This window comes from Kordiimonas sp., assembly GCF_048260245.1.
GTDB lineage: Bacteria > Pseudomonadota > Alphaproteobacteria > Sphingomonadales > Kordiimonadaceae > Kordiimonas.
Map to the genome: position 1 here is coordinate 47,258 of NZ_JBLXGZ010000018.1, position 26,853 is coordinate 74,110.

Here is a 26,853-nt window from a genome sequence, read left to right on the forward strand (position 1 = left end):
TCCGCGTGTGCGCATGGGCGGCAAACGCGGAATAATAAGCAAAAGGGAAGGAACCCTCATGGCTGGATGGAAATCAGGACTGTCAGCAATCGCACTCATGACCGGCATGTCGTTGGCTCTTGTTGCATGTGGCAATAAATCGGTTGAAGAGGCCAAAGCGCCGACGGTGGAGGAAGCGCGAGCCTTCATGCAGGAAGCTGAGCAGATGCTTTTTGATGAAAGCGTCAGTCTCAGCCGCAAGGCATGGGTGCAGGCCAACTTCATCACCCATGACACCAACGCTATAGTGGCCGAGGCCGATGAGGCTTTCACCCTTCTGGGCGTGAAGCTGGCAAATGACACCAAGCGCTTCGCTGATATTGAACTACCTGCCGAGCTCCGCCGCAAGATGAATATTCTCAAGGGCGGGCTGACACTGCCAGCGCCGGATGACGCTGTAAAGACAGCGGAACTCGCCAAAATCAAGGCAAACCTTGACGCCACCTACGGTACCGGCAAGGTGGAGATGGGCGGCGAGACGCTGTCGCTTGGCGGTGTGTCTGACATCATCGCGTCCGACCGTACACCCGAGCGCCTGCTGGCAGCCTGGGATGGTTGGCACAAGATATCGAAGCCTATGAAAGCCGATTATGCCCGCATGGTTGATATCGCCAACGAGGGAGCACATGAGCTTGGTTACAAGGATGTGGGGGCCATGTGGCGGTCGGGTTACGATATGGACCCAGACGACTTTGCAACCATGGTTGATGGCCTGTGGGCCGATGTGAAGCCGCTTTACGACGCGCTACACTGTGAAGTTCGGTCCAAGCTGTCTGATTTCTATGGCGACCGCGTGGTGCCTGACAATGGCCCGATCCCGGCGCACCTTTTTGGCAACATGTGGGCGCAGGAATGGGGCAACATCAACGATATCGTCCAGCCGGGTGCGAGCTCGGACTCGAGCATTGATGTCACCGGTCTGCTGGTTGAGAAAGGCTATGACGCCAAGAAGATGGTCAAAACGGCGGAGGGTTTCTTCACCTCACTCGGTTTCGAGCCGCTGCCGGATACCTTCTGGGAACGCTCGCTGTTCACCAAACCGGCTGACCGTGAAGTCCAGTGCCACGCGTCCGCATGGGATATTGACAACAAGGATGACGTGCGTATCAAGATGTGCACCAAAGTCAATGCGGAAGACTTCGTGACTGTCCACCATGAGCTTGGACACAATTTCTACCAGCGTGCTTACAAGAATCAGGATCTGCTTTACCTGAACGGTGCCAACGATGGCTTCCACGAAGCTATTGGCGACATGGTTGCGCTGTCGATGACGCCGGACTACCTGAAGCAGATTGGCCTGATTGACGAAGTGCCCACAAGCAGCGACCCGATCCCGGCACTGATGCGTCAGGCACTTGATAAGGTTGCTTTCCTGCCGTTCGGCCTGATGGTTGACAAATGGCGCTGGCAGGTCTTCTCCGGCGAAGTAACGCCAGACCAGTATAACGACGCCTGGTGGAAACTGCGCGAGGAATACCAAGGCCTGAAGGCGCCGAACGAACGTCCGGCGGATGCGTTTGACCCCGGTGCCAAATACCACATTCCGGGCAACACGCCTTACATGCGTTATTTCCTTGCCCGCATCCTGCAATTCCAGTTTTACAAAGCTGCCTGTGATCAGTCTGGCTGGACCGGCCCGCTGCATGAATGTTCGATCTACGGCAACAAGGAAGTGGGCGCAAAGTTCAACGCCATGATGGAAATGGGTGCCTCCAAGCCTTGGCCTGAGGCACTTGAGGCCTTCACCGGCAGCCGCAAGATTAGCGGTGAGGCGCTCATCGCTTATTTTGCCCCGCTCAAGGAATGGCTGGACACACAAAACAAAGACCGCACCTGCGGTTGGTAAAATTCTGGATCGGCCTGTAAATATCTTGCAGGCCGATCTTCTTTCTCTGGAGTTGCTCATGCGGCCGTTCAGTCCCAAACGCAGTATGCTTTTCATGCCGGCGTCCAACGCGCGGGCGCTGGAGAAGGCCCGTGGCCTGACGTGTGATGGCGTGATATTTGACCTTGAGGATGCCGTCGCACCTGATGCCAAGGAAGCCGCGCGCACGCAGGTAGCCGATGCTTTGAAGGCGGGCGGCTATGGCAAGCGTTTACGCGTGGTGCGCATTAACGGGCTTGATACTCCGTGGTGGCGTGATGACCTGGCAGTGGCAGTATCTGGTAAACCGGACGCCATTCTGGTTCCCAAGGTTGAGCAGCCTGAGACGATGCAACGCCTTGAGGAAGAGATGGCGTGGCTTGGTGGCTGTGATGACACTACGCTTTGGTCGATGATTGAGACTCCGATGGCCTTCCTGCGCCTTGAGGCACTGGCTCAGGCGTCGGACCGACAAACCACATGGGTTATTGGCTCCAATGACCTTGTGAAGGACCTGCGTGCCGAACATACTAAAGACCGCATGCCGGTGATGATGGCGCTTTCGCAAGCGTTGCTGGTCGCGCGGGCGTATGGTCTTGCCATTCTGGATGGGGTTTACGGTAATTTCAGGGATGCAGACGGTTTTGCATCTGAATGCGGGCAGGCCCGCGAGATGGGCTTTGACGGCAAAACCCTCATTCACCCAAGTCAGATCGAAGCTGCGAATGCAACGTTTGCACCGTCAGCGGATGCGCTTGACCAAGCTCACCGCATGATCGCGGCGTTTGAAGAAGCAAAGGCTGCCGGCAAGGGTGTCGCGGTGCTGGATGGTCGGATGGTGGAAGAGCTGCATGTGCAGACAGCGCGCGAGCAATTGGCGATGGCCGAAGCCATCGCCTTTTTGGCAGAAAACTAACTTACTGACCAATATGGTCCGCGAGGAATCTTTCCAACTCGGTCAGCATGGTCAGGCGCGAGGCGGCAGTATCCATGTTATGGCCGCCATCCTCAATTTCCACATATCGGCTATCTTTACCGAGACCTGTCAGCCGTTTGTGCATGTTTTCAGACACCTCGTAGTCGATGCGGGCGTCGTCCTTTGATGACATTAGGAGCACAGGGGTACTGACGTCCTTGGCCCGGTGGTAGGGGGAAACATCAGTGTCTGAAACCCCTTCGCGGCCAATGGTTTTTATCCAGTCGCGGCCACCGATGACGCCGTATTTGTCCTCTGCTTTCATGCGGGGCAGGTCTGTCACACCATTGATGGACACCGCACATGTGTATAGGCCGGGCTCGTTGATGACCCCCATCAGCGAGGCATAGCCACCATAGGATGCGCCGACGATGCAGATGTTGTCTTTGTCAGCGATACCGGAGGTTACCGCCCAATGAGTGGCATCAGTGACATCATCCTGCATCAACCCGCCCCACTGGTTTTCACCGGCTTCTTCAAACGCTTTGCCATAACCGCTTGATCCCCGGAAGTTGGGTTGCAGCACCGCATAGCCCCGGCTGGCAAGGAACTGCGCCCACCAGTTCCAGTCTGCTGTATCACGCGCCTGAGGGCCACCATGGACCAACACGACTGTGGGCAGGTTATTGGCTGTCGTCGCTTGTTTAGGCAGTATCAGGTACGCGGGTATTTCGCTGCCGTCGCGCACAGGTATGGAGACAGGTTTCACTGGGCTGGACTGCGCAGGATCGATACCGTGCATGTAAGAGCCCAGAACCTTCATTTCCTTGGTCTTGAAGTTCAGCCAGTAATAGGCACCGGGGTCGGTCGGGCTGTCGGCGAATATCAGGTAGGTATGCGCGCCTTTTGCCTTGCTGTAGATAAAGTTACTGGTGTCAGGCAGGGCTTTGTTGATGGCCGCTTGCACTTTCTGCATTGTCTTGTCGAAGTACACGATTTGGGAAACTTCTCCGGTATAGAAATAACCCGCCGGTTTACCGGTTTCAGGATGCTCCAGAATGCCTCCGACATTGTATGTCTGATGCTCAAACACCGTTTCCACGATATCGCCGCTGCTCAGGCGTAATTTATACAGGCCATCGGTACCATATTGGCTGGGTCCTGAGACATAAACCACATTGGGATCTTCGCTGAAACCTTCAAAGTCATATGTGTCAGCCCAGTCGGTTTTGCGTAGTGCCAGCCATTTTCCGTTCGCATCCCTGAGTGTGGAGGTGCGGGTGCTGGTGCCAGCGATATAGCCGGCGCCGTAGCGAATTTCGCCGGTGTGGTCCGTATACCAGTGCTGCACACCGCGCTGGTCGGGCCGGACAATTTTGTAGTTACCGTTATCAACATTTATTTTCCGGACTTCGGCCGCGCCGTCATGGTCTGAATCAAGCGACAGCAAAATATGGTCGGGGTCATCGGCTAGCATGTCAGGAATTCGGTGCTGAAACTGTGCTGGCGGGTAATCGGTTTTCCCCGCAAGCGTCCCCTTTTTTGTCACTGTGTGGTTTTTGACAACCCAAGTTGGGTTGCCTCCGTCTCGATCAACGCCGATGAGGCGGGTCATGGAGTATTGGCCCGAAATGCCGCGCCATGATCCTGACATCTCATAAACGACCAGCACCCGCTTGTCGTTGGCCCAATAGAAGGTCACAATATCGGCTTTTTCCACCGGGGGAATCATAACCCGGTCGCTACCGTCGATATTTTCCAGCACCAGAACCTTGCGGCCCTCATGGTGGCTCACGTAGCCAATCTGCATGGCATTGGGTGACATTTTCACGCTGCGGAGGTTGGGCAATGACGCATAGACCTCAACGCTTGCGGGTTGGTTACTTGCCTTGACCGACTGGCCTGTCACAGCCACAAAAGTTATAAGCGCAGCGCGGGCGGCAAAATTGAAATATTTAAGAAATACAGTGCTCATGAAAAGGTCCTGTGAGTTTTTAATAACATTCGTTTGTCAGCAACATGGAAATGGGCGGGCTTATCTTTGGTGTCTTTGCTTTTATCGCTTCAATTTGTCTGCCAAAAAGACTTCAAGTGCAGTCAGCACCTCGACGCGCGACGGCTCCGTATCAAAATAATGGTCTGCGGTATCAAGGGGTGTGAAGGTCACGTCTTTATTCAAGCGTTTCATCGTTTTGTACATTTTTTCGCCGTGCTCATAGGGCACGACGGAATCGTCTTTGGCGTGAATGATCAGGGTAGGAATGGTGATGCGTTCAGCCTGATAAAGTGGGGAAACATCCTCTTTGCTATGGCCATCATGGCCAACTTCTTCCAGATACTCCCGCACCATCCAGCGGGTTATTTTAACGAGGTTTGTCACGCCGTTAATTGACACGGCGCACTGGTAGAGGTCCGGTTCCCTGATGGCGCCCATAAGCGCGGCATATCCGCCATACGACCCGCCGGCGATACAAATTTGGTCAGGGTCGGCGTATCCCTGTTCAATGGCCCACCTTGTGGCGTCGGTTACATCGTCCTGCATTTTGCCACCCCACTGCCCTTCACCCAGCTTTGCAAATACCGACCCGTACCCGCTTGAGCCCCGAAAGTTTGGCCGCAGCACGGCATATCCCCGGTTCGCCAGAAACTGGGACCAGTAATTATAGTGCAGGGTGTCACGCGAATGGGGCCCGCCGTGAGGCAAAACAACAAGGGGCAGTGCTTTTGCAGGTTTGCCGGACGGCAAGGTCAGGTAGGCGGGAATATTCAATCCGTCTCTGGCCCGAATGACATGCTTCTCTGTTGCGGCAAGCATTTCAGCGGGGATTGATATGGCGTTGGCGATGAGGTCGGCGGCACCGTTTTGTGTATCGAGAAGGTAATATTGATCGGCGCGGTCACTGACATGTCGGATCACATATAGGCCGTGTTCGCGGTTCCATGACAAAATTCGGTTGCTGCCGCCGGGTAACCATTCGTCAAGCTGTGATTTGAGCGCGGCTAGGCCCGGTTCAAAATAAACGCTATGAGTCAGGTCGTCTGTATAGGTGGCGCCAATCAGGTTTCCGGTTTCTGGATCAGTGACCACTTGGGACACATCGGCGTCGGCATGCGCAAAGACAACGTCTTTTACCTGACCGTTGAGCACATCCAACGTCACCAGCCTGCGCTTGCCGCCATTATAGGGTTCAAGGGCATAGGCGATGTGTGGGTCTTCGGTGAAGGCGACTGGCGTGATGTTAGCATTTTCATACCAGTCCTTGTTGTTAATCTCCCGGTGTTTGCCGGTGTCAGGGTCGATATACAGCAAGCGGAACTCTTTGAATGACGCGCCCCAACCCAAGCGGTATTCGTGGTTCTGGTCCGTTATCCAGTTCCATATGTGATCGTACCCTTTCGATAAGGTTACAAAATGCCCCGTGTGCACATTCACACGCCTGATTTCCGCGCGTCCATCAAAGTCGGAATCGATGGCAAGCAGGAAATGGTCCGGGTCATCCGGCAGCATGTCGACGATTTTATCCCGCAGTTGTGGCCGTTGCCGGATATACTGCGCGTAAGGGTGTGCGTCCCGCAGTTTCGGCTCTTTGGCCATGTCCACATAGCCGGGTTCGCGCACGTGTACGCTGAAAAGGGCAGTCCGCGCATAGGTGCCGCGAATTTCGTTGGTATAGCGGTATGAAATTACCAGCCGCTCATTGTTTACCCACTCGAACCAGATAATGTCCGTCTTTTCTACGGGCGGTATCGCCTGAGCCTTGCCACGTTCACCTAGGGGCATAATCACGAGATTCCGCTGACCGTCAATCGGCGCGAGATAGGCGATGTGGCTGCCGTCTGGTGACAGGGCCGGTTGCGCCATTTGTGGCAGGCGCGCAAAAGCCTCTGCCGGTATGAGGTCCGCAGCGAAACTGGCGGTGGGGGTAATAAACAACCCTGAAACACAGACAAATAGAAGAAAAAGTGACCAGCACATACGCTGGCACAGTATCGCGATCATACTCAAGGCCCCCAAAAGCATCGAAGTGCAGCATTGACACTATGTATCAGGTCGTAGCAAACACATTCAGGTGATGCAATGCTTGGTTGCGCGACTGCGTGGTGCGAAGGTTAGAAAATGCCGCAAGCGACTTAAAATATGGCAGTCTGGAACTTTCACACAAATTGTGTTTTGCCCCACAAGGCGACATCGGCTTTTCCCTTTTGAAGTATAACGGGATGCGTATCTCCGAGCGCTGATATTTGACTTGCAGCAGTGCGGTATTAGATCACTACGGCATGAAGGCATGGGCAAATTTCCCGAAATATCAAATCCTTTCTTGCGATTGGTACGTATGGAGAGCTAAAACAATGCCTGATTCTTTCTGCGGTGCAATATGGCGTGCCGCAGGGCCAAAATAGCAATTCTGCCATAAGATCAATGTCAGGGGATTTTTCATGGCTCAAGTGAAACGCCCACTCTCGCCCCACCTTCAGGTTTACCGTTGGGGATGGCATATGGCAGCGTCGATTTTCCACCGGGTTACCGGGTCGGCGCTGGCTGTGGGTTCCGTCCTGCTTACCTGGTGGTTTGTCGCCATGGCGACGGGGCACGAGTATTTCAACACTGTTCAGGGGTATGCCGGAAGCGTCATCGGCCGTATCGTGCTTTTCGGCATGACGCTGGCACTGATGCAGCACCTGCTGAGCGGCATCCGCCACTTGTTCATGGACATGGGTAAACTCTATGGGCTTAAGGTCAACACCTCGACGGCGCGGTTCACCTTCATCGGCTCGGTCATCCTGACGCTGATTGTCTGGTATGCGGCCTATAAAGTGATGGGGGTTCTTTAAGCCATGACTGATATGAAAACACCACTTGCAAAAGTGCGCGGGCTCGGTTCCGCAAAAGAGGGCACTCACCACTGGTGGCTGCAGCGCGTCACAGCGATTGCCAACATCCCGCTGGTTATCTTCATGGTGATCTCCTTTATCGGCAACGTTGGCAAAAGCCATGCTGAATGGGTGGCCTGGCTGAAGCAGCCAATGGCATCCGTTGCGGTGATCCTGTTTTTTGCCAACTTCGTTTATCACATGCGGCTTGGCTTGCAGGTGCTGGTAGAAGATTATGTGCACGATCACGGCACCAAGGTCGCCAGCATGCTGGTGATCACTTTCGCCTGTGTGCTAATCGCGGCACTCAGCATCTTTTCCGTTCTTCGTATAGCGTTTGGGGGATAAGTCATGACCAACGCCTATCCCATTACAGTACACACTTATGATGCCGTTGTTGTCGGCGCCGGCGGCTCCGGCCTGCGCGCCACCATGGGCCTTGCGGAAGCGGGCCTGAAGACAGCCTGCATCACCAAGGTATTTCCCACCCGGTCCCACACTGTGGCGGCGCAGGGTGGTATCGCGGCATCGCTTGGCAATATGGGGCCTGACACATGGCAGTGGCATATGTATGACACTGTTAAAGGCTCCGACTGGCTCGGTGACCAGGACGCCATTGAATATATGGTGCGTCAGGCACCGGCAGCTGTGTATGAGCTTGAGCACTATGGTGTGCCGTTTTCCCGTACCGAAGAAGGCAAGATCTACCAGCGTGCCTTCGGCGGCATGACCACCGAGTTTGGCGAGGGCCCGCCAGCCCAGCGTACCTGCGCTGCCGCTGACCGTACCGGCCATGCCATGCTGCACGGCCTTTATCAGCAGTCGCTCAAATACGACAGCGACTTCTACATTGAATATTTCGCCATCGACCTGATTATGGAAGGCGGCGAATGCCGCGGTGTTATTGCCATGAACATGGAAGATGGCTCATTGCACGCTTTCCGCTCACAGTCCGTGACGCTGGCGACCGGCGGTTATGGCCGGGCCTACTTCTCGGCCACTTCTGCCCACACCTGTACGGGTGACGGCGGCGGCATGGCGCTGCGTGCCGGCATTGGTCTGCAGGACCTTGAGTTTGTTCAGTTCCACCCAACCGGCATTTACGGTGCGGGTGTCTTGATCACTGAAGGCGCTCGCGGTGAGGGCGGTATCCTCATCAACAGCGAGGGTGAACGCTTCATGGAGCGATACGCACCTTCGGCCAAAGATCTTGCCAGCCGCGATGTGGTATCGCGTTCAATCTCGAACGAGATCAGGGAAGGCCGCGGTGTTGGCCCCAACAAGGACCATATGTTCCTGCACCTTGATCATCTTGACCCTGCGCTTTTGGCGGAACGCCTGCCGGGAATCTCTGAGTCTGCGAAAGTGTTCGCGGGTGTGGACGTGACCAAACAGCCGATCCCGATTATTCCAACAGTGCACTATAATATGGGCGGCATCCCGACCAACTATCATGGTGAGGTGATCAACCCGACGAAGGATAATCCTGACGCAACCGTGCCGGGTCTATTTGCTGTGGGTGAAGCAGCGTGTGTGTCGGTACACGGTGCAAACCGTCTTGGCTCCAACTCGTTGATCGACCTTGTCGTTTTTGGCCGTGCGACCGCGCACCGGATTGCCGAGATCACCAAGCCGGGGGCCACGCAGGCGCCGCTGCCAAAGGGTTATGACGAGATGGCCGTTGGTCGCCTTGATGCGGCCCGGTATGCGCATGGCTCCACTACCACAGCCGACATGCGGCTTGATATGCAAAAGGTCATGCAGAATAACTGTGCGGTATTCCGCACAGAAGAAGTGCTGGCCGAAGGCGTGAAAAAGATCGACGCGGTGGCGGCATCCTTTGATGACCTCAAAACGACGGATCGTTCGCTGGTCTGGAACAGTGATCTTATCGAGACGCTGGAGCTGCAGAACCTCATAGGACAGGCTGTGCTGACAATGCACGGTGCGGCGGCGCGGAAAGAAAGCCGTGGTGCGCACATGCATGAAGACTATCCGGACCGCGATGACGCCAACTGGATGAAACACACCGTTGGCTGGTTTGACGGTAAAAAAGTAACACTTGGCGAGCGCCCGGTGCATGATTACACGCTCTCGGAAGAGGTCGAGTATATCAAGCCCAAGGCTCGGGTATATTAAGGGAGGACGAAGACAATGGCTGAATTTTCACTTCCTAAAAATTCCCGTATCGGCAAGGGCAAAACTGTCAAGGCTGAAGGGGCATCCAACACCCGGGACTTCCATGTTTATCGCTGGAACCCGGATGATGGTGAAAACCCGCGCATGGACACCTTCGAGGTGGACATGGACAACTGTGGCCCCATGGTTCTTGATGCGCTGATCAAGATCAAGAACGAGATGGACAGCACGGTCACGTTCCGTCGGTCCTGTCGTGAGGGTGTGTGCGGCTCATGTGCCATGAATATCAACGGCAAAAACGGCCTCGCTTGCACAACCGCGATCGAAGACGCCAAGGGCGCTGTCTCCATCACGCCACTGCCGCATCAGGAAGTGGTGAAGGACCTTGTGCCGGACCTCAGTAACTTCTATGCGCAATATGCCTCGATCAAGCCATGGATGCAGACGCAATCCACCACGCCGGAGAATGAGCGCCTGCAGTCGCGCGAGGACCGCGAAAAGCTGGACGGCCTTTACGAGTGTATTCTGTGCGCCTGTTGTTCAACATCATGCCCAAGCTACTGGTGGAATGGTGACAAATACCTTGGCCCAGCTGTGTTGCTGCAGGCCTACCGCTGGCTTATTGATAGCCGTGATGAAGCAACAGGCGACCGTCTGGACGATCTTGAAGATCCGTTCCGGCTTTATCGTTGTCACACGATCATGAACTGCGCAAACGCTTGTCCGAAGGGGCTGAACCCCGCAAAGGCGATCGCTGAGATCAAGAAAATGATGGTGGAACGCAAGGGCTAAAACCGCGTTCAACACTAGAATGCAAACGGGTGCCTTTGGCGCCCGTTTTTGTTGGCATGTGGGGCTAGCAGTCCAGGAAGGAAATCTGAAGCTGTTCGATGCGTTTTTTGTCCAGTCCCAACCCTTTTTCTGTGTACGAGTCGAAGCTTCCATATGTTTTGTCAATTGCTGTGTAGGCAGCGTGCAGGAAATCCCTTTCCACACCGACTAGCGGGAAAACCGATTTGGGGTCAATGGTTTTACCGGCGCGCGAGGACAGCCAGCCTGCGAGCCTTTCGCTGGTTTCCTCAAGGTCCACGGCTTCGTTTGTTAGTAGGAAGTCTTCCATGACCTGCTCATCATCCACGCCCAGAAGGCGCAGCAGAAGCGCACCGGTGATGCCCGTGCGGTCCTTGCCCGCTGTGCAGTGAAAGAGCACGGCACCATCATCTTTGTGTGCAAGCAATGTGTCGAAAAACTGTTTTATGCCCGCCGCATTTTTAATGGGGATCGTCTCGAAAGCGAGGATGAATTGTGTCCGCAGTTCATCGGCGGGGAAGGGGCTGACAGAAAGCCGATCAAACAGCTCATGTACCCATGCCGCCGCATTCCCGCCGATCGGCAGGGGGTGATAATCGGGCACCCAGCCCTGTGCCCAGCGCACGGGGTGGCGCTCTTTTTCTGCGTCTGAACGGAAGTCGATTACTGTGGTGATATTGCGGGCGACAAGTTCGGTCCCGCAATCATCGGTCATGTCTGACAAATGCCCGGACCGAAACAGCCGCCGCCACGGCACAGTCGCGCCGGAACGAGTGCTGTAGCCGCCCATGTCGCGGAAATTCTTGACCCCGGCCAAAGGGAAAATGCGGTTGTTTACGGTCATGGGGGCTGCCTTGTCGTCTTCGGGGTTTATCAGAATGTATCCTGTTGAATATGACGAAGCAGCGACAGGTCAAGGAAATCAGCCAAATAAAAACGGCCCGCCTGGCTATTCAAGCACGCCTTCTTTCGATTTGTCGGCAGCATGGCAGCGTGCTAGGGAGGAATAAATCGCGATTAACATTGGCGGAGTATATATGTCCGAGACGCCCAAGGCGGCCTACCGACGGCTGATTGAAGAAGGTGAGGTGCGCCCAGACGCCGACCAGGCGCGGGTGATCGATCATTTTGAACGCCTGTACCATGAATTGTCGGGCTATCCCGAAGTGGCTGACCGGTCAGGTGGTTTGTCCATTAAAAGTTGGCGGTTGTCCAACCTGTTTCGCTGGTCGGGGGGCGACAAGACGCCTCCCAAGGGACTTTATCTCTATGGTGGTGTGGGGCGCGGCAAGTCCATGTTGATGGATCTTTTTTTTGAATTGGCGCCGTTGAAATACAAAAAGCGCGTGCACTTTCACGAGTTCATGTTGGATGTCCATGCACGATTGAAGGAGTGGCGGGGCCTTTCAGGTAAGGAGCGCGCGGCCAAGGGTGGACGGGCTTCCGAGGATGATCCTATTCCGCCGGTGGCTCGTCAGATTGCGCGTGAAGCCACACTTTTGTGTTTTGACGAAATGCAGGTGACCGACATCGCCGACGCCATGGTGCTGGGTCGGCTTTATAAGGAAATGCTCGAGCGCGGCGTAGTGATCGTGGCGACGTCGAACCGGGTGCCGGATGACCTCTATAAGGGCGGCCTCAACCGTCAGCTTTTTTTGCCTTTTATCGAGAAGATCAAAGCGGAGTTTGAGGTGGTGCCGCTTGATGGCCCCACCGATTATCGCTATGACCGCCTCAAGGGCGTGGATACCTACTATACTCCCATCAATGAGGAAACGACAGCCAGACTTTCGGAAGCCTTCTTCCGTCTGACCGACCGCAATGTCGAGGACCGGGACAAGGTACCATCGGATGAACTGACTGTGCAGGGGCGCAAACTGTTTGTTCCCAAGGCCGCGCGGGGTGTGGCGGTTTTCTCGTTCAAGCGCCTGTGCGCCAATGCGCTTGGGGCGGCAGATTATCTGGCCATCGCCCGTGCGTATCACACGGTCATTTTAGTCGCGATCCCTCAGCTTGGGGCCGAGAAACGCAATGAGGCAAAGCGCTTCGTGACGCTTATTGACGCGCTGTATGAGCACGGTGTGAAACTGCTGTGCGCGGCCGCTGTCGCACCAGATAAGCTCTATGAAGCCGGTGATGGCCACTTCGAGTTCGACCGCACGGTTTCCCGCTTGATGGAGATGCAATCGGAAGACTATTTGCACCGCGGGCATGGTAAAGTGGTTGATTAGACTGTCTACGCCCGTTTCAGCCAGCCAAGGAAGCTGAGGCGGCGTTCGCCCGCGAACGGGGCGACATGTTGCACAGCGTGGGACTGCGGTACGGTGAAGATGTTCAATGTGTTGAACGATGGCTTGAAGCCGCCGGTGATGTTGCCGCTTTTGTCGAGGAACATCAGGTTGCCGCCCCAGTTAGGGTTCCAGTGTTTGGTCATTGATATTGTGTATGCAGCGACGCGGTTCTCGTTGGCGTGGGTGTCGTCATGCGTGGTGAGAAAATGGCCGGGCAGATACTGGCTGGCGAAACTGTCTGAGCGGTCAATCTCCGGCGCGCCGGTGAGGATGCGCATGAAGTCAAGGAACTCGCCTGAATTGACATAGTCGTGCATCTGGTGAAGCGGATGGCCTTGTTCGCGACCGTTTTTGATGGCCTCTGTCATATAATATTGGTCAAAGAAATACTGGAAGCCCTTCTGCGCGCCCAGTTGTACCTTTTTCATGAAGTGAATTTTCTGGTCGCGCGGCATCGCCATCATGCTGGCCACAGGTACTTCAAAATAGTTGTCGCCTTCGTTATAGGCGGTAAACCACGTCTTGTTGCTCGCGATCAGTTCATAAAGCGCGCGGGCGGTCTCGTCGGCAAAGAAGCCAGGCACCTGCACGCGGCCGGTATTTTTATACTGTTTTGCAAGCTCGGCAGGATCATGCCGTTTATCGATAGCGATATTGATCATCTAACGGGCGTCCGCTCCTGATTGCCGGGCGCTCAAGCTGCCCTGTTTCCATCCTGCTATGTTGTAAAGGTGCATGGGGCGGTTGGCAACCTAGCCATGGAAAGCCACACAAGAGACTCGGACATCACCCAACAAGGCGGTTTTGGGTAACTTTATTTCAAGCCATGCATAATTTGCATGGCTGCTAACCAAAAAATAATGTCCATTCATACAGAAAGCCCACTAAGGTAACGATTCATAAAGGTATAAGAGGGATGGTAGCACTTCATGACTTGTCTCAATGGGGTAAACGCGTTAGGTACCTCCCAGAATATTCATCGTTTTTCAGTACGCGGTTACTGATCTCAAGTGGCCCCAAAACTTGGCTGGAGCATTCTCATGGCACGTAAAAAAATTGCATTGATCGGCAGCGGCCAGATCGGTGGTACCCTTGCACACCTCGCGGCACTTAAGGAAATGGGCGATATCGTTCTTTTCGATATCGCGGAAGGTTTGCCGCAGGGTAAAGCACTCGACCTCGCGCAAAGCGCTCCGGTCGAAGGCTACAACTCGGTCCTCAAGGGCGCGAACGACTATGCCGACATCGAAGGCGCAGATGTGGTGATCGTCACCGCAGGTGTGCCGCGTAAACCCGGTATGAGCCGTGACGACCTTCTTGGCATCAACCTGAAGGTTATGAAGGCAGTTGGTGAAGGCATCGGCAAATATGCGCCAGATGCCTTTGTTATTTGTATCACCAACCCGCTGGACGCGATGGTTTGGGCGTTGCAGAAATTCTCCGGCCTGCCGACCAACAAGGTTTGCGGCATGGCAGGGGTGCTCGACAGCTCACGCTTCCGTCACTTCCTCGCTGAAGAATTCAACGTGTCAGTTCAGGATGTAACGGCATTTGTGCTGGGCGGCCACGGCGACACCATGGTGCCGCTGACGCGTTACTCCGCTGTTGCGGGTATTCCTGTACCAGACCTCATCAAGATGGGCTGGTCCACACAGGAAAAGATCGATCAGATCGTGCAGCGCACCCGTGATGGCGGCGCCGAGATCGTCGGGCTTCTCAAAACAGGCTCAGCGTTTTACGCCCCTGCGACAAGCGCGATTGAAATGGCGGAAAGCTATCTTAAAGACAAGCGCCGCCTGCTGCCTGTTGCGTCTTACCTCTCTGGCGAATACGGTCTTGAAGATATGTATGTTGGTGTGCCGGTTATTGTTGGCGCGAACGGCGTAGAAAAGATCGTTGAGATCGAGCTGGAGGGTGAAGAGAAATCTGGCTTTGATCATTCCGTGAACGCGGTTAAGGGTCTGATGGAAGCTTGCATCAATATTGACCCGTCGCTGAAGTAACGGTTGGCGCTGATACAGTTGGAATTTCCAGATATGGAACTCAAGGAGTTGGATAGCAGATGAATATCCATGAATATCAGGCGAAAGGCCTGCTCAAGAAATACGGCGCGCCTGTACTTGAAGGCGGCGTGGCCTACACAGCAGCGGAAGCTGTTGACGAAGCAAAAAAACTTGGTGGCCCGGTTTGGGTTGTCAAGGCACAGATCCACGCTGGTGGCCGCGGTAAAGCCGGCGGTGTGAAGGTTGTGAAATCGCTTGATGATGTTGAGGCGGTTGCCAAGGAACTGATTGGCAAAACACTTATCACGCACCAGACCGGCCCTGAGGGCAAAGAGGTCAAGCGTGTCTATGTGGAAGACGGCTGCGCGATCAAAAGCGAATTCTACCTCTCCATGCTGCTTGACCGCGCTTCTGGTAAGCTCGCCATCATGGCGTCGACCGAAGGCGGGATGGACATTGAGGAAGTTGCTGAAGCAACGCCTGAGAAGATTGTGACGATCACGATCGATCCGGTGACCGGCCTTCAGCCTTTCCACTGTCGCCGTGTGGCTTTTGGTCTCAATCTTGAAGGTGCCGCCGCTAAAGAATGCCAGAAAGTCGTGGCGTCGCTTTACAAAGCCTATACCGAGCTTGATGCATCGCTTCTTGAGATCAACCCGCTTGTGCTGACGCAGGACGACAAGATGGTCGTACTCGATGCCAAGATGTCCTTCGACGGCAACGCACTGTTTCGTCACCCCGATGTGCGTGAACTCCGGGACGAATCGGAAGAAGATCCGAAAGAGATCGAAGCCAGCAAATACGACCTTAACTACATCAGCCTTGATGGTTCCATCGGCTGCATGGTCAACGGTGCCGGTCTTGCCATGGCTACCATGGACATTATCAAACTGAAGGGCGGTGAGCCCGCCAACTTCCTCGATGTTGGTGGTGGTGCCACAAAAGAGCGTGTGACCGAAGCTTTCAAAATCATTCTGTCTGACGACAATGTTGAAGGCATCCTCGTGAACATCTTCGGCGGCATTATGCGCTGTGATGTGATCGCGGAAGGCGTGGTTGCGGCCGCTCGTGAAGTGGCGCTCAGTGTTCCGCTCGTGGTCCGCCTTGAGGGCACGAACGTAGAACTAGGCAAACAGATCATGGCGGACAGCGGTCTGCCGATCATCACTGCCGATGATTTGAATGACGCGGCTGAGAAAGTTGTAAAAGCCGTGAAGGAGGCAGCGTAATGTCCGTTCTCGTAGGAAAAAATACCAAGGTTATCTGTCAGGGCTTTACTGGTGCGCAGGGCACCTTTCACTCTGAGCAGGCGATTGCGTATGGCACCAACATGGTTGGTGGCGTAACCCCCGGTAAAGGCGGCTCCAAGCACCTTGATCTGCCCGTGTTCGACACTGTGGCTGACGCCCGTGAAGCAACCGACGCCAACGCATCGGTGATTTATGTGCCTCCGCCCTTCGCCGCTGACGCGATCCTAGAGGCGATCGACGCCGAACTGGAGCTTGTTGTCTGCATCACTGAAGGTATTCCGGTGTTGGATATGGTGCGGGTGAAACGCGCGCTGAAAAACTCCGGCACTCGGCTCATCGGCCCGAACTGCCCGGGCGTTATTACGCCAGGTGAGTGCAAGATCGGCATTATGCCAGGCCACATTCACAAGCGCGGTAACGTGGGCATCGTCTCACGCTCCGGTACGTTGACCTATGAAGCTGTTGCACAAACTACGGCGGCTGGTCTGGGCCAAAGCACGTGTATCGGCATTGGTGGTGACCCGGTGAACGGCACCAACTTTATCGATTGTCTTGATATGTTCCTTGGTGACGATGAAACTCATTCGATCATTATGATCGGTGAAATCGGCGGCTCTGCGGAAGAAGAGGCGGCTGAGTTCCTCAAGGCATCCAAAACCAAAAAGCCTGTTGCTGGTTTTATTGCTGGCCGTACTGCACCTCCGGGTCGTACGATGGGTCACGCTGGTGCGATTGTATCCGGTGGTCAGGGCGGTGCCGACGACAAGATCGAAGCGATGAAAAACGCGGGCATCATTGTTTCCGACAGCCCTGCAGCACTTGGTACTACGCTTCTGAAAGCCATCAACGGTTAAACCGTCACGAAGAGGGGCGCGGTGAAAAACACCGCGCCAGTTGCCCATGGGTGCAGATATGGACCGCATCGCCGCGCTTGAAGGCGTTAGCCCTCAGTTTGTTGAAACACTGTATGAAAAATACTCAAATGATCCCGGCTCTGTTGATCAGGGCTGGGCTGATTATTTTTCCGACCTTGAAGCCGGTGTTTCAAAGTCTGGTCCCAGTTGGGCCCGTTCAGATTGGCCGCTAAGGCCTGATGATGACTTGACCACAGGGCTTGACGGTTCTGACATGTTCATCGAAGACAGCCGCCCGGCGAAAGCGCCGGATGCTACTGTCAGTCAGGCTGATGTGCGTTCTGCGACCATTGACAGCATCCGGGCGTTGATGATGGTGCGTACCTACCGGGTGCGTGGCCATTTGATGGCAAACCTCGACCCGCTTGGGCTTGAGGAACGGCCGGTTAACCCTGAGCTTAAGCCGGAAACATACGGTTTTGGCCCGGGTGATATGGACCGCAAGATTTTCATGGATGGTGTGCTGGGCCTTGAGACCGCCTCCGTTCGTGAAATCATCGATATTCTCAAACGCACTTATTGCGGCAATATCGGCGTCGAATTCATGCATATCAACGACCCGGAGGAGAAGGCCTGGATACAGCGCCAGATCGAGGGGCGTGACAAAGAAATCCAGTTCACTGACCGCGGCAAGATCGCGATTCTGAACAAGCTTATTGAAGCTGTGCAGTTTGAGCGGTTCCTTGGCCGCAAATACACCGGTACCAAGCGGTTCGGCCTGGACGGTGGCGAGGCCATGGTGCCTGCGCTTGAAGCGGTGATGAAAACCGGCGGCCAGCATGGCCTTGACGAGATCATCATCGGTATGCCGCACCGCGGGCGTCTTAATGTCCTTGCCAATGTGATGCAGAAGCCTTACCGCGCTATCTTTAACGAATTTCATGGTGGGTCTTTCAAACCTGACGACGTGCAGGGCTCGGGCGATGTGAAATATCACCTCGGCACCTCAGCTGACCGCGAGTTTGACGGCAATAAAATCCACCTTTCCCTGAATGCTAACCCGTCCCACCTTGAAGCGGTGAACCCGGTCGTGATCGGCAAGACCCGCGCCAAGCAGGAACAGAAAAAAGATACCAAGCGCGGCACGACCCTGTCGCTGCTGTTGCACGGCGATGCAGCCTTTGCTGGCCAGGGTATTGTGGCTGAGTGTTTTGGTATGTCCGGCCTTCGTGGCTACAACACTGGTGGCACGGTACATTTTATCGTCAACAATCAGATCGGTTTCACCACCAGTCCACAGTTTGCGCGGTCCAGCCCGTACCCAAGTGACGTAGCCAAAATGGTGCAGGCGCCTATTTTCCATGTTAACGGTGATGACCCGGAAGCCGTGACCTACGCGTCCAAGCTTGCAACCGAATTCCGCCAGACCTTCAAGCGTGATGTGGTGATTGACATGATCTGTTATCGCCGCTTTGGTCACAACGAATCTGACGAGCCGGCATTCACACAGCCGCTGATGTATGCCGCGATCAAGAGCCACCCCAGTGTGGTGAAGATTTATGCTGACCGTCTTATCGAAGAAGGCGTTATTACCGCCGAGAAATTCGAGCAGATGGAAAATGAGTTTGTCAGTTACCTAGAGGACGAGTTCGAAACCGCGAAGGACTACCGCGTTAATAAAGCTGACTGGTTCGAAGGGAAATGGGAAGGCCTTGGCCTCGCTGATAAAGACCATGAGAAGCGCCGGGCTGAAACCGGGGTGGCTGAGATGATGGTGCGGGAAGTTGGCGAGATTATCACCACCGTGCCGGAGAAATTTAACATTCACCGCACGCTCAAGCGGGTGCTTGAGAACAAACAGCAGATGTTCGAGAGCGGTGCCGGTTTCGACTGGGCGACAGCTGAAGCCCTTGCCTTTGGTACGCTGTTGCGTGAGGGATATGGCGTTCGTCTGTCGGGCCAAGACTGTGGTCGCGGTACGTTCAGCCAGCGTCATGCAGTCTTTGTGGACCAGAAAACCGAAGACCGCTACATCCCGCTGCAAACGGTTAATAACGATGCCCAATTCACCGTGCTTGACAGTCACCTGTCAGAGTTTGGTGTGCTCGGTTTCGAGTATGGTTTCTCGATGGCGGAACCAAATTCGCTGACCCTGTGGGAAGCGCAGTTTGGTGACTTTGCCAACGGCGCCCAGATCATTATCGACCAGTTCATCTGCTCGGCTGAAGCAAAGTGGCTACGTATGTCGGGCCTCGTGATGTTGTTGCCGCATGGCTATGAAGGCCAAGGGCCTGAACATTCATCGGCGCGGCTTGAACGGTATTTGCAACTGTCTGCAGAAGATAACTGGCAAGTGGTGAACTGTACGACGCCGGCGAACTATTTCCATGTGCTGCGGCGTCAGATGCACCGGTCTTTCCGCAAGCCGCTGGTGATCATGACACCGAAGTCGCTGCTCAGGCACAAGCGTTGCACGTCTGAGTTGGCTGATTTTGGACCGGGTTCGCAGTTCCACAGGGTTCTGTGGGATAGTGCTGAAACACCGAATGGCGGTTCAATCACGCTCAAGAGTGACGACAAGATCAAACGCGTCGTTCTCTGCTCCGGCAAGGTTTATTACGACCTTCTCGAAGAGCGCGACAAACGTGAACAGAACGACACCTATCTGCTGCGTGTCGAACAGTTGTTCCCGTTCCCGGAAAGGGCGATCAAGATGGAACTGCAGCGCTTCAAAAACGCTGAAAGCATCGTCTGGTGTCAGGAAGAGCCGCGCAATATGGGCGCATGGGGACACATCCATGAACCGCTCGAAGATGTACTGATCGACCTTGATATGACGTGCAAACGGCCGATTTACACGGGCCGTGCCGCGAGCGCGTCAACCGCAACCGGCCTCGCGTCCAAGCACGCGGCGCAACAGGAAGCGCTCGTAAACGAAGCACTGACAAAATAGGATAAGGGTAGGAGCACACCCAATGGCAATCGAAGATATCAAAATCCCGCAGATGGGCGAGTCAGTCGCTGAAGGCACCATCGGCACATGGCTGAAAAAGGTGGGCGACCGTGTCGAAGCGGATGAGCCGATTGTAGAAGTTGAAACCGACAAGGTAGCGATGGAAGTGCCAAGCCCCGTGGCGGGTGTTCTTGTCGAGATCGTGGTAGAAGAAGGCACGGATGTTGAAATTGGTGCGTTAATCGCCAAGGTTGACACCGAAGGCAAGGCTGCGAGCGCGCCAAGTCCTGCGCCGAAGGAAAGCAAAGCAGAAGCCAAGGAAGCCGCGCCAGCGAAGGAAGAGAAGAAGGAAAGTGCACCTGCGCCAACACCTGCGCCTTCATCGTCTTCCTCCAGCGAAGAACTGATGCCCATGTCACCGGCGGTGCGCCGCGTCGTGGAAGATTATAACCTTGACCCTGCCTCGATTGAGGGTACGGGCAAGGATGGTCGCCTGACCAAGGCAGACGTGATGGGCGCGATCGAGAGCGGCAGCGCACGTACCTTGTCGCAGCCTACAGCGGCTGCGAGCATACAGCCTGCGGCAGGACCGCGCGAGGAGCGGGTGAAGATGACGCGGCTGCGTAAACGCATCGCAGAACGTCTCAAAGACGCCCAAAACACCGCCGCAATGTTGACCACCTATAACGAGGTGGACATGACGGCCGTGATGGAAGCACGTAACAAATACAAAGACCTTTTTGCGAAAAAGCATAACATCAAGCTTGGCTTCATGAGCTTTTTCACCAAAGCATGCTGTTTGGGCCTGAAGGAAATTCCGTCGGTTAACGCGCAGATTGAGGGCGACGAGATTGTCTACCACAACTATGCCAACATTGGCGTTGCGGTTTCTTCGCCGAATGGCCTTGTTGTACCAGTGTTGAAAGACGCGCAGGACATGTCCTTTGCCGATACAGAACTGTCGATTGCAAACTATGGCCGCAAGGCTCGTGACGGCAAGCTGACCGTTGACGATATGCAAAATGGTACCTTCACGATCTCGAACGGCGGCATCTTCGGGTCATTGATGTCAAGCCCGATCCTGAACCCGCCACAGTCTGGTATTCTTGGCATGCACAAGATCCAGGAACGTCCGGTAGCGATTGGCGGGCAGGTTGTTATCCGTCCGATGATGTATCTGGCACTGTCCTACGATCACCGTATCATTGATGGCCGCGAGGCTGTGACATTCCTGGTGCGTGTGAAAGAAGCGCTTGAGGATCCGACTCGTCTGCTTCTTGACATGTAAGGCGGTCAGCCCGATTTGTGAGATGAATAGTGATGGGTGGGGCCGTGTTTCCCACCCTTTGTTGCGATAAGAAGGGACATGAAATGTCTGACGTATTCGACGTAGTTGTCATCGGCGCAGGCCCCGGCGGTTATGTTGCCGCCATCCGCGCAGCCCAGCTTGGTCTCAAGACTGCCTGTATCGACAAGCGCGATACCTTGGGGGGGACATGTCTGAATGTGGGTTGCATGCCCTCCAAGGCGCTTCTCAATGCTTCGCATCTCTATCATGAAGCTGCGCATGATCTGGGCAAGTTCGGCATCACTACCAAAGGCGTCTCCTTTGACCTGAAGGAAATGATGGCGACGAAAGACAAGATCGTTCACGGCCTCACGGGCGGTATCGAATCTCTGTTCAAGAAACACAAAATTACCTGGGTGAAGGGTACGGCACGTATGACCGCCAAGGACAGCATTGACGTTGACCTGAATGATGGCGGCACGCAGACCCTCAAGGCCAATAATACCATCATCGCCACCGGCAGCGATGTCGCGAGCCTGCCGGGCGTTGAGATAGATGAAAAGAAAATTGTTTCATCAACCGGCGCGCTGAGCCTGCCCAAGGTGCCCAAACATCTTATCGTAATTGGTGGCGGTGTGATCGGGCTTGAGCTGGGTTCCGTGTGGCAGCGCCTTGGCTCTGAAGTGACTGTGGTGGAGTTCATGGATCAGGTGCTGCCTGGCATGGACGGTGAAGTACGGAAAACTTTTGGCCGCAGTCTGAAAAAGCAAGGCATAAAATTAAATCTGTCTTCCAAGGTTACGTCGGTGGAAACCACTAAATCAGGCGTGAAGGTTACGTTCGAGCCAGTTAAAGGTGGTGATGCGACGACGCTTGAAGCCGATGTTGTTCTCGTGTCCGTCGGTCGTCGCCCCTATACTGCGGGGCTGGGTCTGGAGACCGTAGGCGTCGAACTGGACGACCGCTCCCGCATCAAGGTTAACCACGATTTTTCCACCAACGTGCCGGGTGTATGGGCGATTGGTGACGTGATCGAAGGTCCGATGCTGGCGCATAAGGCCGAAGATGAAGGCCTTGCCTGCGCGGAAAATATCGCGGGTCTCAACGGCTATGTTAACCACGATGTCATCCCTGGAGTTGTTTATACATTCCCGGAGGTTGCTGGTATTGGCAAAACCGAGGAAGAACTCAAGGATGCCAAGATTGACTATGTGGCAGGCAAATTTCCTTTCACGGCCAACAGTCGCGCCAAAGCTAACCTGCAGACTGAAGGCTTCGTAAAAATTCTTGCTGACAAGAAAACAGACCGGGTGCTTGGAGTACATATCATTGGTGCGGATGCGGGTAACATGATTGCGCAGGCCGCAACTGCGATGGAATTTGGCGCTTCCGCCGAGGATATCGCGCTGACCTGCCATGCGCACCCGACCGAAACCGAAGCAATGAAAGAAGCTGCACTTGCGGTGCACAAGCGTACCATTCATATGTAATTTCTGCATTGGATATAAATCTGAGAGCCCTGATCTTGTTGGTCGGGGTTTTTATTTAAAATTTTAATCGTTTTTTGACTTAAGGCCGGAACGCACCTTAAAAAACACAATTACTATTTTAGCTAAAATTGGACCTTTCAGGCACGGGTAAGGGTTCAGTATCAGGCGTAGTTTTAACTGCCGTCGAGGAACAGTTGATGCAACGCACACAAGTTGATTATGGCTCGCTTAATGCCATGGTGGCGCTGTCAAATGTGCAGCTTGGCCGCACCATATGGCACTTTTTGCGGGAACAGGGGATTGGCGGCGGGCGTTTGGTAACCAGCGCACGCGATGCTGTCGTGCGCATGGAGCGGGCGCGATTTTCGCTTTTTTTTGTTGATTATGAGCTTCCAGATTTTGGCGGCGTAGACTTTATCAAGTTTATCCGCATGGTTGATGGCCCGATGTCGGAAGCATTTGTTGTCATGGTTATTCCTAACCCGGACAAGGAAAAAGTATGGGCTGCCCGCGATGCCGGGGCTCATGAGATTCTCGGTCTGCCGCTAACCGCCAAGCTTTTGCATGGCCGCCTCAACCATATGATCGGTAACCCGAAGCCCTTCATTCGGGCCGCGTCTTACATTGGGCCCTGCAGGCGGCGCGAGGTGGTGAAGATCCACCACGGGGTGGAACGTCGGAAAAACGGAAGTGGCGGCCCCGGCGGGATGCGCCGGGCCTCCTGAAAAGCTGTGGTTCATCACATGCTGCCAAACACCTGACTTGCGGCAAGAACTGTCAGGGTCATAAAAACAAAAGGCATGAAAGCAACGCCAGGATCACCGTCGCGCGCACGTAGTGCGCTGACGAATGCAAGCATTGAACGCAGGCTGAAAATTGCAGTTGCTAGACCCAGTAGGCCGGTGCCCAGTACCATCATGCTGTCACCCTGATAGGAGGGATAGATCATATAGGTTGTCGCCACCAGAAGCAGGCTGAACAGAGTCATTGAACCATATAGCGCTGTCAGCGCCCAGCCACGAAAACGGTCTATATTGGGGGTCTCAGGTGGCAGTGACACAGATGGTTCTCCCTTATGCGTGTTCGTGCTTTCACGGCGTGATCATGCCCGGCGGAAGGCCTTATCATACACATCAAGCAGGCGTGCGCTATCGACTTCTGTGTAAACCTGTGTTGCCTTGAGGTCGGCATGGCCCAGAAGTTCCTGGATAGTGCGCAGGTCGCCGCCGCGTGACAGCAGATGGGTCGCGAAACTATGCCGTAAAGCATGTGGGGTGGCGCTTTCCGGTAGGCCGAGAATAGCCCGCACTTTCTGCATCGCCAGTTGCACAGCGCGAGGGTTGAGCCGTTTGCCCCGCTTGCCTACAAACAGCGCATCGCCAGCCTTGGTCAAGGCGAAGGGGCATAGCTTTCTATAAAGGTTTATAGCGTCATGCACGGCGGGCAATACCGGCACCACGCGCTCCTTGCCGCGCTTGCCGGTGATGCGCATGGTGTCACCGGTGGGGATGTCCTCGACGTTCATTGAAAGGGCTTCCGCTATCCTGAGGCCACAGCCATAGAGCAGTGCGATCACGGCGGTGTCACGCGCGGCAATCCAGTCCTCCTCCGCGAGGTCGCCGATGCTTTCCATCACCGTGCGCGCGCCTTCTTCCGTTAAAGGGCGTGGCACGCGATGTGGCAGCTTTGGTCCCTGAATGGCTTTGATGGCGTCATTCTCGATGCCTTCGCTGCGTGCAAGGAAGCGGTAGAAATTACGCACGGTTGAAAGAGCGCGGGCCGTTGAGCGTGCGCCAACACCGGAACCGCGTTTACCTGCAAGAAAAGCACGAAAATCACGCACGCCGAGTTCTGCAAACGTGCGCCGGCTAACTGCACCGCCGGTGTGGCCTGCAACAAAACCGACAAAACCTGCGAAGTCACGTCCGTAGCCGTCAAGTGTGTGGGCCGACATCCGCTTTTCGCTCTCCAAGTAGCGCCGCCAGCGCATGACAAGTGCCGCCGCGTCGTCGTCAAGGCCGATGAGCAGAGTCTCCGTGTCGAGTGCGTTTGTTTTCATGGCTCAGCTATGCGGGTAGCGCAACCGACCAAGGAAGCGACCAAGCGAGGGCGCATTGGCGCAAGCTTCACGCATCTTGAACTTGGCCTTTTCGAACTGCATGACATTCTCGATACGCCGGTCCAGAAACGCCCATGTCTCTTTATAATCATCAGACTCGTCATTGAGCCAGAAAAGCAGTGTCGAGCTGTAGACTGCCAGCAAAGACGCGCGTTTTGTATACCAGTTATGGTCAGTTGAGGTGTCGCCACAGGCGCGCCAGATAATGTCGCATGTGCGCCAACCGGCTTTGGCGCCTGCGGCAATGTTTTGCGGTAGGGCATGGGCCGCCACGCCGCGTTTCACAGCTTCCCGGTGTTCGGCGGCCTGCTCAAACCGTGTGCGCACAGCGACGGTAATGCGGTCGCGGATACGCATGTTCATGAGGTCAAGGGCGGCAAGCGCAGTCGCCAGTTTTTCATCGGCCCTTACAAGATGGGCTTCCATGGCCTCCATTGCGCCGCCGGGAAAGGCCAGTTCTGCCATCTCTGAGCTGACGCCGATGTCTTCAGCGGCGTGGCATAAGGCCTTGTCGCTCCATCCGTCAAACGGTACATGGCCAAGCATGGCGTCGAGAAGCGGTTCACGAAGTTCAAGCGGTGTTTTGTCGTTCTTCATCATCTTCATCCGTTTTGACCATCATAGCACAGCCTGGTGCCGCTTTCATCTTAGCCGAATCCCTATCACGGAAACCAGACTTGGGCGAGGGGCATGTTGCCGCAAGCTGGTTTTTACCCCCCACCTGTGTTATGCTTTTTGCAATATCCTAAACCAAATGCGGCGCGAAGCGTTGGGCCGCAACGGTTTGTTGTGTGAAAATGACTTGTGCGCTGGGGGGCGCTCTGCTATAGGCCTGTTGCCCTATAGTGCGACCCCGATGTCCCGCACTATAAATTTTGGCTTTAGAAAGGAAGGTGTAACCCATGGAGGTTACCGTTCGGGATAATAATGTGGACCAGGCTCTTCGTGCGCTGAAAAAGAAACTTCAGCGTGAAGGCGTCTACCGCGAAATGAAAATGCGTCGGTTCTACGAGAAGCCATCTGAAAAGAAGGCTCGTGAACAGGCTGCTGCTGTTCGCCGTGCTCGCAAGCTTGAGCGCAAGCGCCTAGAGCGCGATGGTCTGGTAGTAAAAGGTCGTTAAGTCGCCCTTAGACAGATCCACAAAAAAAATAAAACCCCTTAAGGTCCTGCCTTAGGGGGTTTTTCTTTGGCAGGCTGTCCGATCTAGCCGTATGGGCCGGGCAGGTTTAAAAGTAGCCTTGGTTCACCACGGTCTTTGTCTGTCTTGAGGTAATAGTTGCCGTAGGGGCTGCGGGCGATACGCAAGGCAAGTGTTTTGCCGTCTTGTCCCGTGACCAAAAATTCAAAGCGGCCGCAGCGTACGCCTTCGACCGCGTCCGCTAGCGGTATTTTCCACATCGATCCGTCATAAGATTTGCCGCACAAATGGGTCACGGTTTCAAACGCGTTCCGGCCTTCGGTTTTGCACACGGCGGTCACATCATAACGGCTAGGCATTCCTGTCCCCTTGAATGCAGTTGAGCCCGAAAAAGCCTGATATATCGCTCGGTAGAGTGCCTGAAATCTCAGAATATCGCTCAAGCCTTGCAGGATTATTACGAACAACCATGCCTTTGAGGAAAAGTTTAAAAGTTTGATGGCCTAAGTGCTCAAAGAAAAAGGGCGGCCCCGTAAGGAACCGCCCTGAGTTTTCTTAAGGCTATCGTTGTTGTATCAGGCTGTCCTGATTCTTTGCCCAGGCCTTAGCCGAGATCGAACTTGATACCTTGTGCGAGGGGGAGTTTGCGGCTGTAGTTAACGGTAGATGTCTGGCGCCGCATGTAAGCACGCCATGCGTCAGATCCACTTTCGCGGCCGCCGCCGGTTTCTTTCTCGCCGCCAAACGCGCCGCCGATCTCGGCACCGGACGTACCGATGTTCACATTGGCGATGCCGCAGTCGGAGCCTGTGGCGGAGATAAAGGT

General features: G+C 54.9%; 24 protein-coding genes. 15 read left to right on the forward strand and 9 right to left on the reverse strand.

The window, feature by feature from the left end; all coding sequences use genetic code 11:
- Window positions 1-58: 58 nt before the first annotated feature.
- The gene (locus ACN0VM_RS10795) at window positions 59-1,885 is read left to right on the forward strand and encodes a M2 family metallopeptidase (RefSeq protein ID WP_417450891.1); all 1,827 of its coding nucleotides are present in this window, start codon (window positions 59-61) and stop codon (window positions 1,883-1,885) included.
- Between the two features lie 58 nt (window positions 1,886-1,943).
- Window positions 1,944-2,819, forward strand: coding sequence for an HpcH/HpaI aldolase/citrate lyase family protein (locus ACN0VM_RS10800; protein WP_417450892.1), 876 nt, complete (start codon window positions 1,944-1,946; stop codon window positions 2,817-2,819).
- Between the two features lies 1 nt (window position 2,820).
- Here ACN0VM_RS10800 and ACN0VM_RS10805 read toward each other — a convergent pair whose 3' ends face one another.
- Complete coding sequence (locus tag ACN0VM_RS10805) at window positions 2,821-4,794, reverse strand: alpha/beta hydrolase family protein (RefSeq protein ID WP_417450893.1); 1,974 nt, start codon at window positions 4,792-4,794, stop codon at window positions 2,821-2,823.
- Window positions 4,795-4,875: 81 nt separating this feature from the next.
- Window positions 4,876-6,819: an alpha/beta hydrolase family protein gene (locus tag ACN0VM_RS10810; RefSeq protein ID WP_417450894.1), complete on the reverse strand. Its 1,944-nt coding sequence runs from the start codon at window positions 6,817-6,819 to the stop codon at window positions 4,876-4,878.
- Window positions 6,820-7,256: 437 nt separating this feature from the next.
- On the opposite strand from ACN0VM_RS10810, the gene sdhC reads away from it, so the two are divergent.
- Genes sdhC through ACN0VM_RS10830 form a run of 4 tightly spaced genes read left to right on the forward strand, consistent with a single transcriptional unit; the run spans window position 7,257 to window position 10,622 of the window.
- Window positions 7,257-7,652 (forward strand): succinate dehydrogenase, cytochrome b556 subunit, encoded by a 396-nt coding sequence (gene sdhC / locus ACN0VM_RS10815; protein WP_417450895.1) that lies wholly within the window; start codon window positions 7,257-7,259, stop codon window positions 7,650-7,652.
- Between the two features lie 3 nt (window positions 7,653-7,655).
- The gene (sdhD, locus tag ACN0VM_RS10820) at window positions 7,656-8,039 is read left to right on the forward strand and encodes a succinate dehydrogenase, hydrophobic membrane anchor protein (RefSeq protein WP_417450896.1); all 384 of its coding nucleotides are present in this window, start codon (window positions 7,656-7,658) and stop codon (window positions 8,037-8,039) included.
- A 3-nt stretch (window positions 8,040-8,042) separates the two neighbouring features.
- Window positions 8,043-9,830 carry a succinate dehydrogenase flavoprotein subunit gene (gene sdhA, locus ACN0VM_RS10825; RefSeq protein WP_417450897.1) on the forward strand — a complete coding sequence of 596 codons (1,788 nt, stop codon included), beginning with the start codon at window positions 8,043-8,045 and terminating at the stop codon, window positions 9,828-9,830.
- Window positions 9,831-9,845: 15 nt separating this feature from the next.
- Window positions 9,846-10,622 (forward strand): succinate dehydrogenase iron-sulfur subunit, encoded by a 777-nt coding sequence (locus ACN0VM_RS10830; protein WP_417450898.1) that lies wholly within the window; start codon window positions 9,846-9,848, stop codon window positions 10,620-10,622.
- A gap of 64 nt (window positions 10,623-10,686) precedes the next feature.
- Here the strand turns inward: ACN0VM_RS10830 and ACN0VM_RS10835 are convergent, their stop codons facing one another.
- The gene (locus ACN0VM_RS10835) at window positions 10,687-11,484 is read right to left on the reverse strand and encodes a tyrosine-protein phosphatase (RefSeq protein ID WP_417450899.1); all 798 of its coding nucleotides are present in this window, start codon (window positions 11,482-11,484) and stop codon (window positions 10,687-10,689) included.
- A 193-nt stretch (window positions 11,485-11,677) separates the two neighbouring features.
- Here ACN0VM_RS10835 and zapE point away from each other — a divergent pair, with 193 nt between their 5' ends.
- Complete coding sequence (gene zapE, locus ACN0VM_RS10840) at window positions 11,678-12,871, forward strand: cell division protein ZapE (RefSeq protein WP_417450900.1); 1,194 nt, start codon at window positions 11,678-11,680, stop codon at window positions 12,869-12,871.
- Between the two features lie 5 nt (window positions 12,872-12,876).
- On the opposite strand, the gene ACN0VM_RS10845 is transcribed toward zapE, so the two are convergent.
- A complete protein-coding gene (locus ACN0VM_RS10845) occupies window positions 12,877-13,593 on the reverse strand; it encodes a 2OG-Fe(II) oxygenase (protein WP_417450901.1) in 717 nt (238 codons plus the stop codon).
- A gap of 378 nt (window positions 13,594-13,971) precedes the next feature.
- Here ACN0VM_RS10845 and mdh point away from each other — a divergent pair, with 378 nt between their 5' ends.
- The 7 genes from mdh (at window position 13,972) to ACN0VM_RS10880 (ending at window position 23,494) form a co-directional block, all read left to right on the forward strand.
- Complete coding sequence (gene mdh / locus ACN0VM_RS10850; protein WP_417450902.1) at window positions 13,972-14,934, forward strand: malate dehydrogenase; 963 nt, start codon at window positions 13,972-13,974, stop codon at window positions 14,932-14,934.
- 59 nt (window positions 14,935-14,993) lie between these two features.
- A complete protein-coding gene (gene sucC / locus ACN0VM_RS10855; protein ID WP_417450903.1) occupies window positions 14,994-16,163 on the forward strand; it encodes an ADP-forming succinate--CoA ligase subunit beta in 1,170 nt (389 codons plus the stop codon).
- Window positions 16,163-17,038, forward strand: coding sequence for a succinate--CoA ligase subunit alpha (gene sucD / locus ACN0VM_RS10860; protein ID WP_417450904.1), 876 nt, complete (start codon window positions 16,163-16,165; stop codon window positions 17,036-17,038). The genes sucC and sucD overlap by 1 nt, the downstream gene beginning before the upstream one ends.
- Window positions 17,039-17,096: 58 nt before the next feature.
- Window positions 17,097-19,991 (forward strand): 2-oxoglutarate dehydrogenase E1 component, encoded by a 2,895-nt coding sequence (locus ACN0VM_RS10865; protein WP_417450905.1) that lies wholly within the window; start codon window positions 17,097-17,099, stop codon window positions 19,989-19,991.
- A 22-nt stretch (window positions 19,992-20,013) separates the two neighbouring features.
- Window positions 20,014-21,279, forward strand: coding sequence for a 2-oxoglutarate dehydrogenase complex dihydrolipoyllysine-residue succinyltransferase (gene odhB / locus ACN0VM_RS10870; RefSeq protein ID WP_417450906.1), 1,266 nt, complete (start codon window positions 20,014-20,016; stop codon window positions 21,277-21,279).
- A gap of 83 nt (window positions 21,280-21,362) precedes the next feature.
- Complete coding sequence (lpdA, locus tag ACN0VM_RS10875) at window positions 21,363-22,769, forward strand: dihydrolipoyl dehydrogenase (RefSeq protein ID WP_417450907.1); 1,407 nt, start codon at window positions 21,363-21,365, stop codon at window positions 22,767-22,769.
- A 197-nt stretch (window positions 22,770-22,966) separates the two neighbouring features.
- Window positions 22,967-23,494, forward strand: a complete 528-nt coding sequence (locus tag ACN0VM_RS10880) for a hypothetical protein (protein WP_417450908.1) — start codon at window positions 22,967-22,969, stop codon at window positions 23,492-23,494.
- A gap of 14 nt (window positions 23,495-23,508) precedes the next feature.
- On the opposite strand, the gene ACN0VM_RS10885 is transcribed toward ACN0VM_RS10880, so the two are convergent.
- Genes ACN0VM_RS10885 through ACN0VM_RS10895 form a run of 3 tightly spaced genes read right to left on the reverse strand, consistent with a single transcriptional unit; the run spans window position 23,509 to window position 25,485 of the window.
- Complete coding sequence (locus tag ACN0VM_RS10885; RefSeq protein ID WP_417450909.1) at window positions 23,509-23,829, reverse strand: hypothetical protein; 321 nt, start codon at window positions 23,827-23,829, stop codon at window positions 23,509-23,511.
- Window positions 23,830-23,871: 42 nt separating this feature from the next.
- Window positions 23,872-24,828 (reverse strand): tyrosine recombinase XerC, encoded by a 957-nt coding sequence (locus ACN0VM_RS10890; protein WP_417450910.1) that lies wholly within the window; start codon window positions 24,826-24,828, stop codon window positions 23,872-23,874.
- Between the two features lie 3 nt (window positions 24,829-24,831).
- Entirely contained in the window at window positions 24,832-25,485 is a 654-nt protein-coding gene (locus ACN0VM_RS10895) for a COQ9 family protein (protein WP_417450911.1), read from the reverse strand.
- Window positions 25,486-25,790: 305 nt separating this feature from the next.
- Here ACN0VM_RS10895 and rpsU point away from each other — a divergent pair, with 305 nt between their 5' ends.
- A complete protein-coding gene (gene rpsU, locus ACN0VM_RS10900) occupies window positions 25,791-26,009 on the forward strand; it encodes a 30S ribosomal protein S21 (protein ID WP_020401352.1) in 219 nt (72 codons plus the stop codon).
- Between the two features lie 83 nt (window positions 26,010-26,092).
- Here the strand turns inward: rpsU and ACN0VM_RS10905 are convergent, their stop codons facing one another.
- Both ACN0VM_RS10905 and ACN0VM_RS10910 read right to left on the reverse strand, forming a co-directional pair.
- Window positions 26,093-26,386, reverse strand: a complete 294-nt coding sequence (locus tag ACN0VM_RS10905) for a hypothetical protein (protein ID WP_417450912.1) — start codon at window positions 26,384-26,386, stop codon at window positions 26,093-26,095.
- A 245-nt stretch (window positions 26,387-26,631) separates the two neighbouring features.
- A partial coding sequence (locus tag ACN0VM_RS10910) for an aldehyde dehydrogenase family protein (protein WP_417450913.1) occupies window positions 26,632-26,853 on the reverse strand: 222 nt, incomplete at its 5' end.

Bases quoted from the DNA above. Each gene is read 5' to 3' on its own strand.
- ACN0VM_RS10800 (WP_417450892.1), top strand. From the start codon at position 1,944: ATGCGGCCGTTCAGTCCCAAACGCAGTATGCTTTTCATGCCGGCGTCC.
- sdhC (WP_417450895.1), top strand. From the start codon at position 7,257: ATGGCTCAAGTGAAACGCCCACTCTCGCCCCACCTTCAGGTTTACCGT.
- lpdA (WP_417450907.1), top strand. From the start codon at position 21,363: ATGTCTGACGTATTCGACGTAGTTGTCATCGGCGCAGGCCCCGGCGGT.
- ACN0VM_RS10795 (WP_417450891.1), top strand. From the start codon at position 59: ATGGCTGGATGGAAATCAGGACTGTCAGCAATCGCACTCATGACCGGC.
- sdhA (WP_417450897.1), top strand. From the start codon at position 8,043: ATGACCAACGCCTATCCCATTACAGTACACACTTATGATGCCGTTGTT.
- ACN0VM_RS10830 (WP_417450898.1), top strand. From the start codon at position 9,846: ATGGCTGAATTTTCACTTCCTAAAAATTCCCGTATCGGCAAGGGCAAA.
- sucC (WP_417450903.1), top strand. From the start codon at position 14,994: ATGAATATCCATGAATATCAGGCGAAAGGCCTGCTCAAGAAATACGGC.
- rpsU (WP_020401352.1), top strand. From the start codon at position 25,791: ATGGAGGTTACCGTTCGGGATAATAATGTGGACCAGGCTCTTCGTGCG.
- ACN0VM_RS10835 (WP_417450899.1), bottom strand. From the start codon at position 11,484: ATGACCGTAAACAACCGCATTTTCCCTTTGGCCGGGGTCAAGAATTTC.
- ACN0VM_RS10905 (WP_417450912.1), bottom strand. From the start codon at position 26,386: ATGCCTAGCCGTTATGATGTGACCGCCGTGTGCAAAACCGAAGGCCGG.
- mdh (WP_417450902.1), top strand. From the start codon at position 13,972: ATGGCACGTAAAAAAATTGCATTGATCGGCAGCGGCCAGATCGGTGGT.
- zapE (WP_417450900.1), top strand. From the start codon at position 11,678: ATGTCCGAGACGCCCAAGGCGGCCTACCGACGGCTGATTGAAGAAGGT.
- sdhD (WP_417450896.1), top strand. From the start codon at position 7,656: ATGACTGATATGAAAACACCACTTGCAAAAGTGCGCGGGCTCGGTTCC.
- ACN0VM_RS10810 (WP_417450894.1), bottom strand. From the start codon at position 6,819: ATGATCGCGATACTGTGCCAGCGTATGTGCTGGTCACTTTTTCTTCTA.
- ACN0VM_RS10895 (WP_417450911.1), bottom strand. From the start codon at position 25,485: ATGAAGAACGACAAAACACCGCTTGAACTTCGTGAACCGCTTCTCGAC.
- ACN0VM_RS10865 (WP_417450905.1), top strand. From the start codon at position 17,097: ATGGACCGCATCGCCGCGCTTGAAGGCGTTAGCCCTCAGTTTGTTGAA.
- ACN0VM_RS10890 (WP_417450910.1), bottom strand. From the start codon at position 24,828: ATGAAAACAAACGCACTCGACACGGAGACTCTGCTCATCGGCCTTGAC.
- sucD (WP_417450904.1), top strand. From the start codon at position 16,163: ATGTCCGTTCTCGTAGGAAAAAATACCAAGGTTATCTGTCAGGGCTTT.
- ACN0VM_RS10880 (WP_417450908.1), top strand. From the start codon at position 22,967: ATGCAACGCACACAAGTTGATTATGGCTCGCTTAATGCCATGGTGGCG.
- ACN0VM_RS10845 (WP_417450901.1), bottom strand. From the start codon at position 13,593: ATGATCAATATCGCTATCGATAAACGGCATGATCCTGCCGAGCTTGCA.
- odhB (WP_417450906.1), top strand. From the start codon at position 20,014: ATGGCAATCGAAGATATCAAAATCCCGCAGATGGGCGAGTCAGTCGCT.
- ACN0VM_RS10805 (WP_417450893.1), bottom strand. From the start codon at position 4,794: ATGAGCACTGTATTTCTTAAATATTTCAATTTTGCCGCCCGCGCTGCG.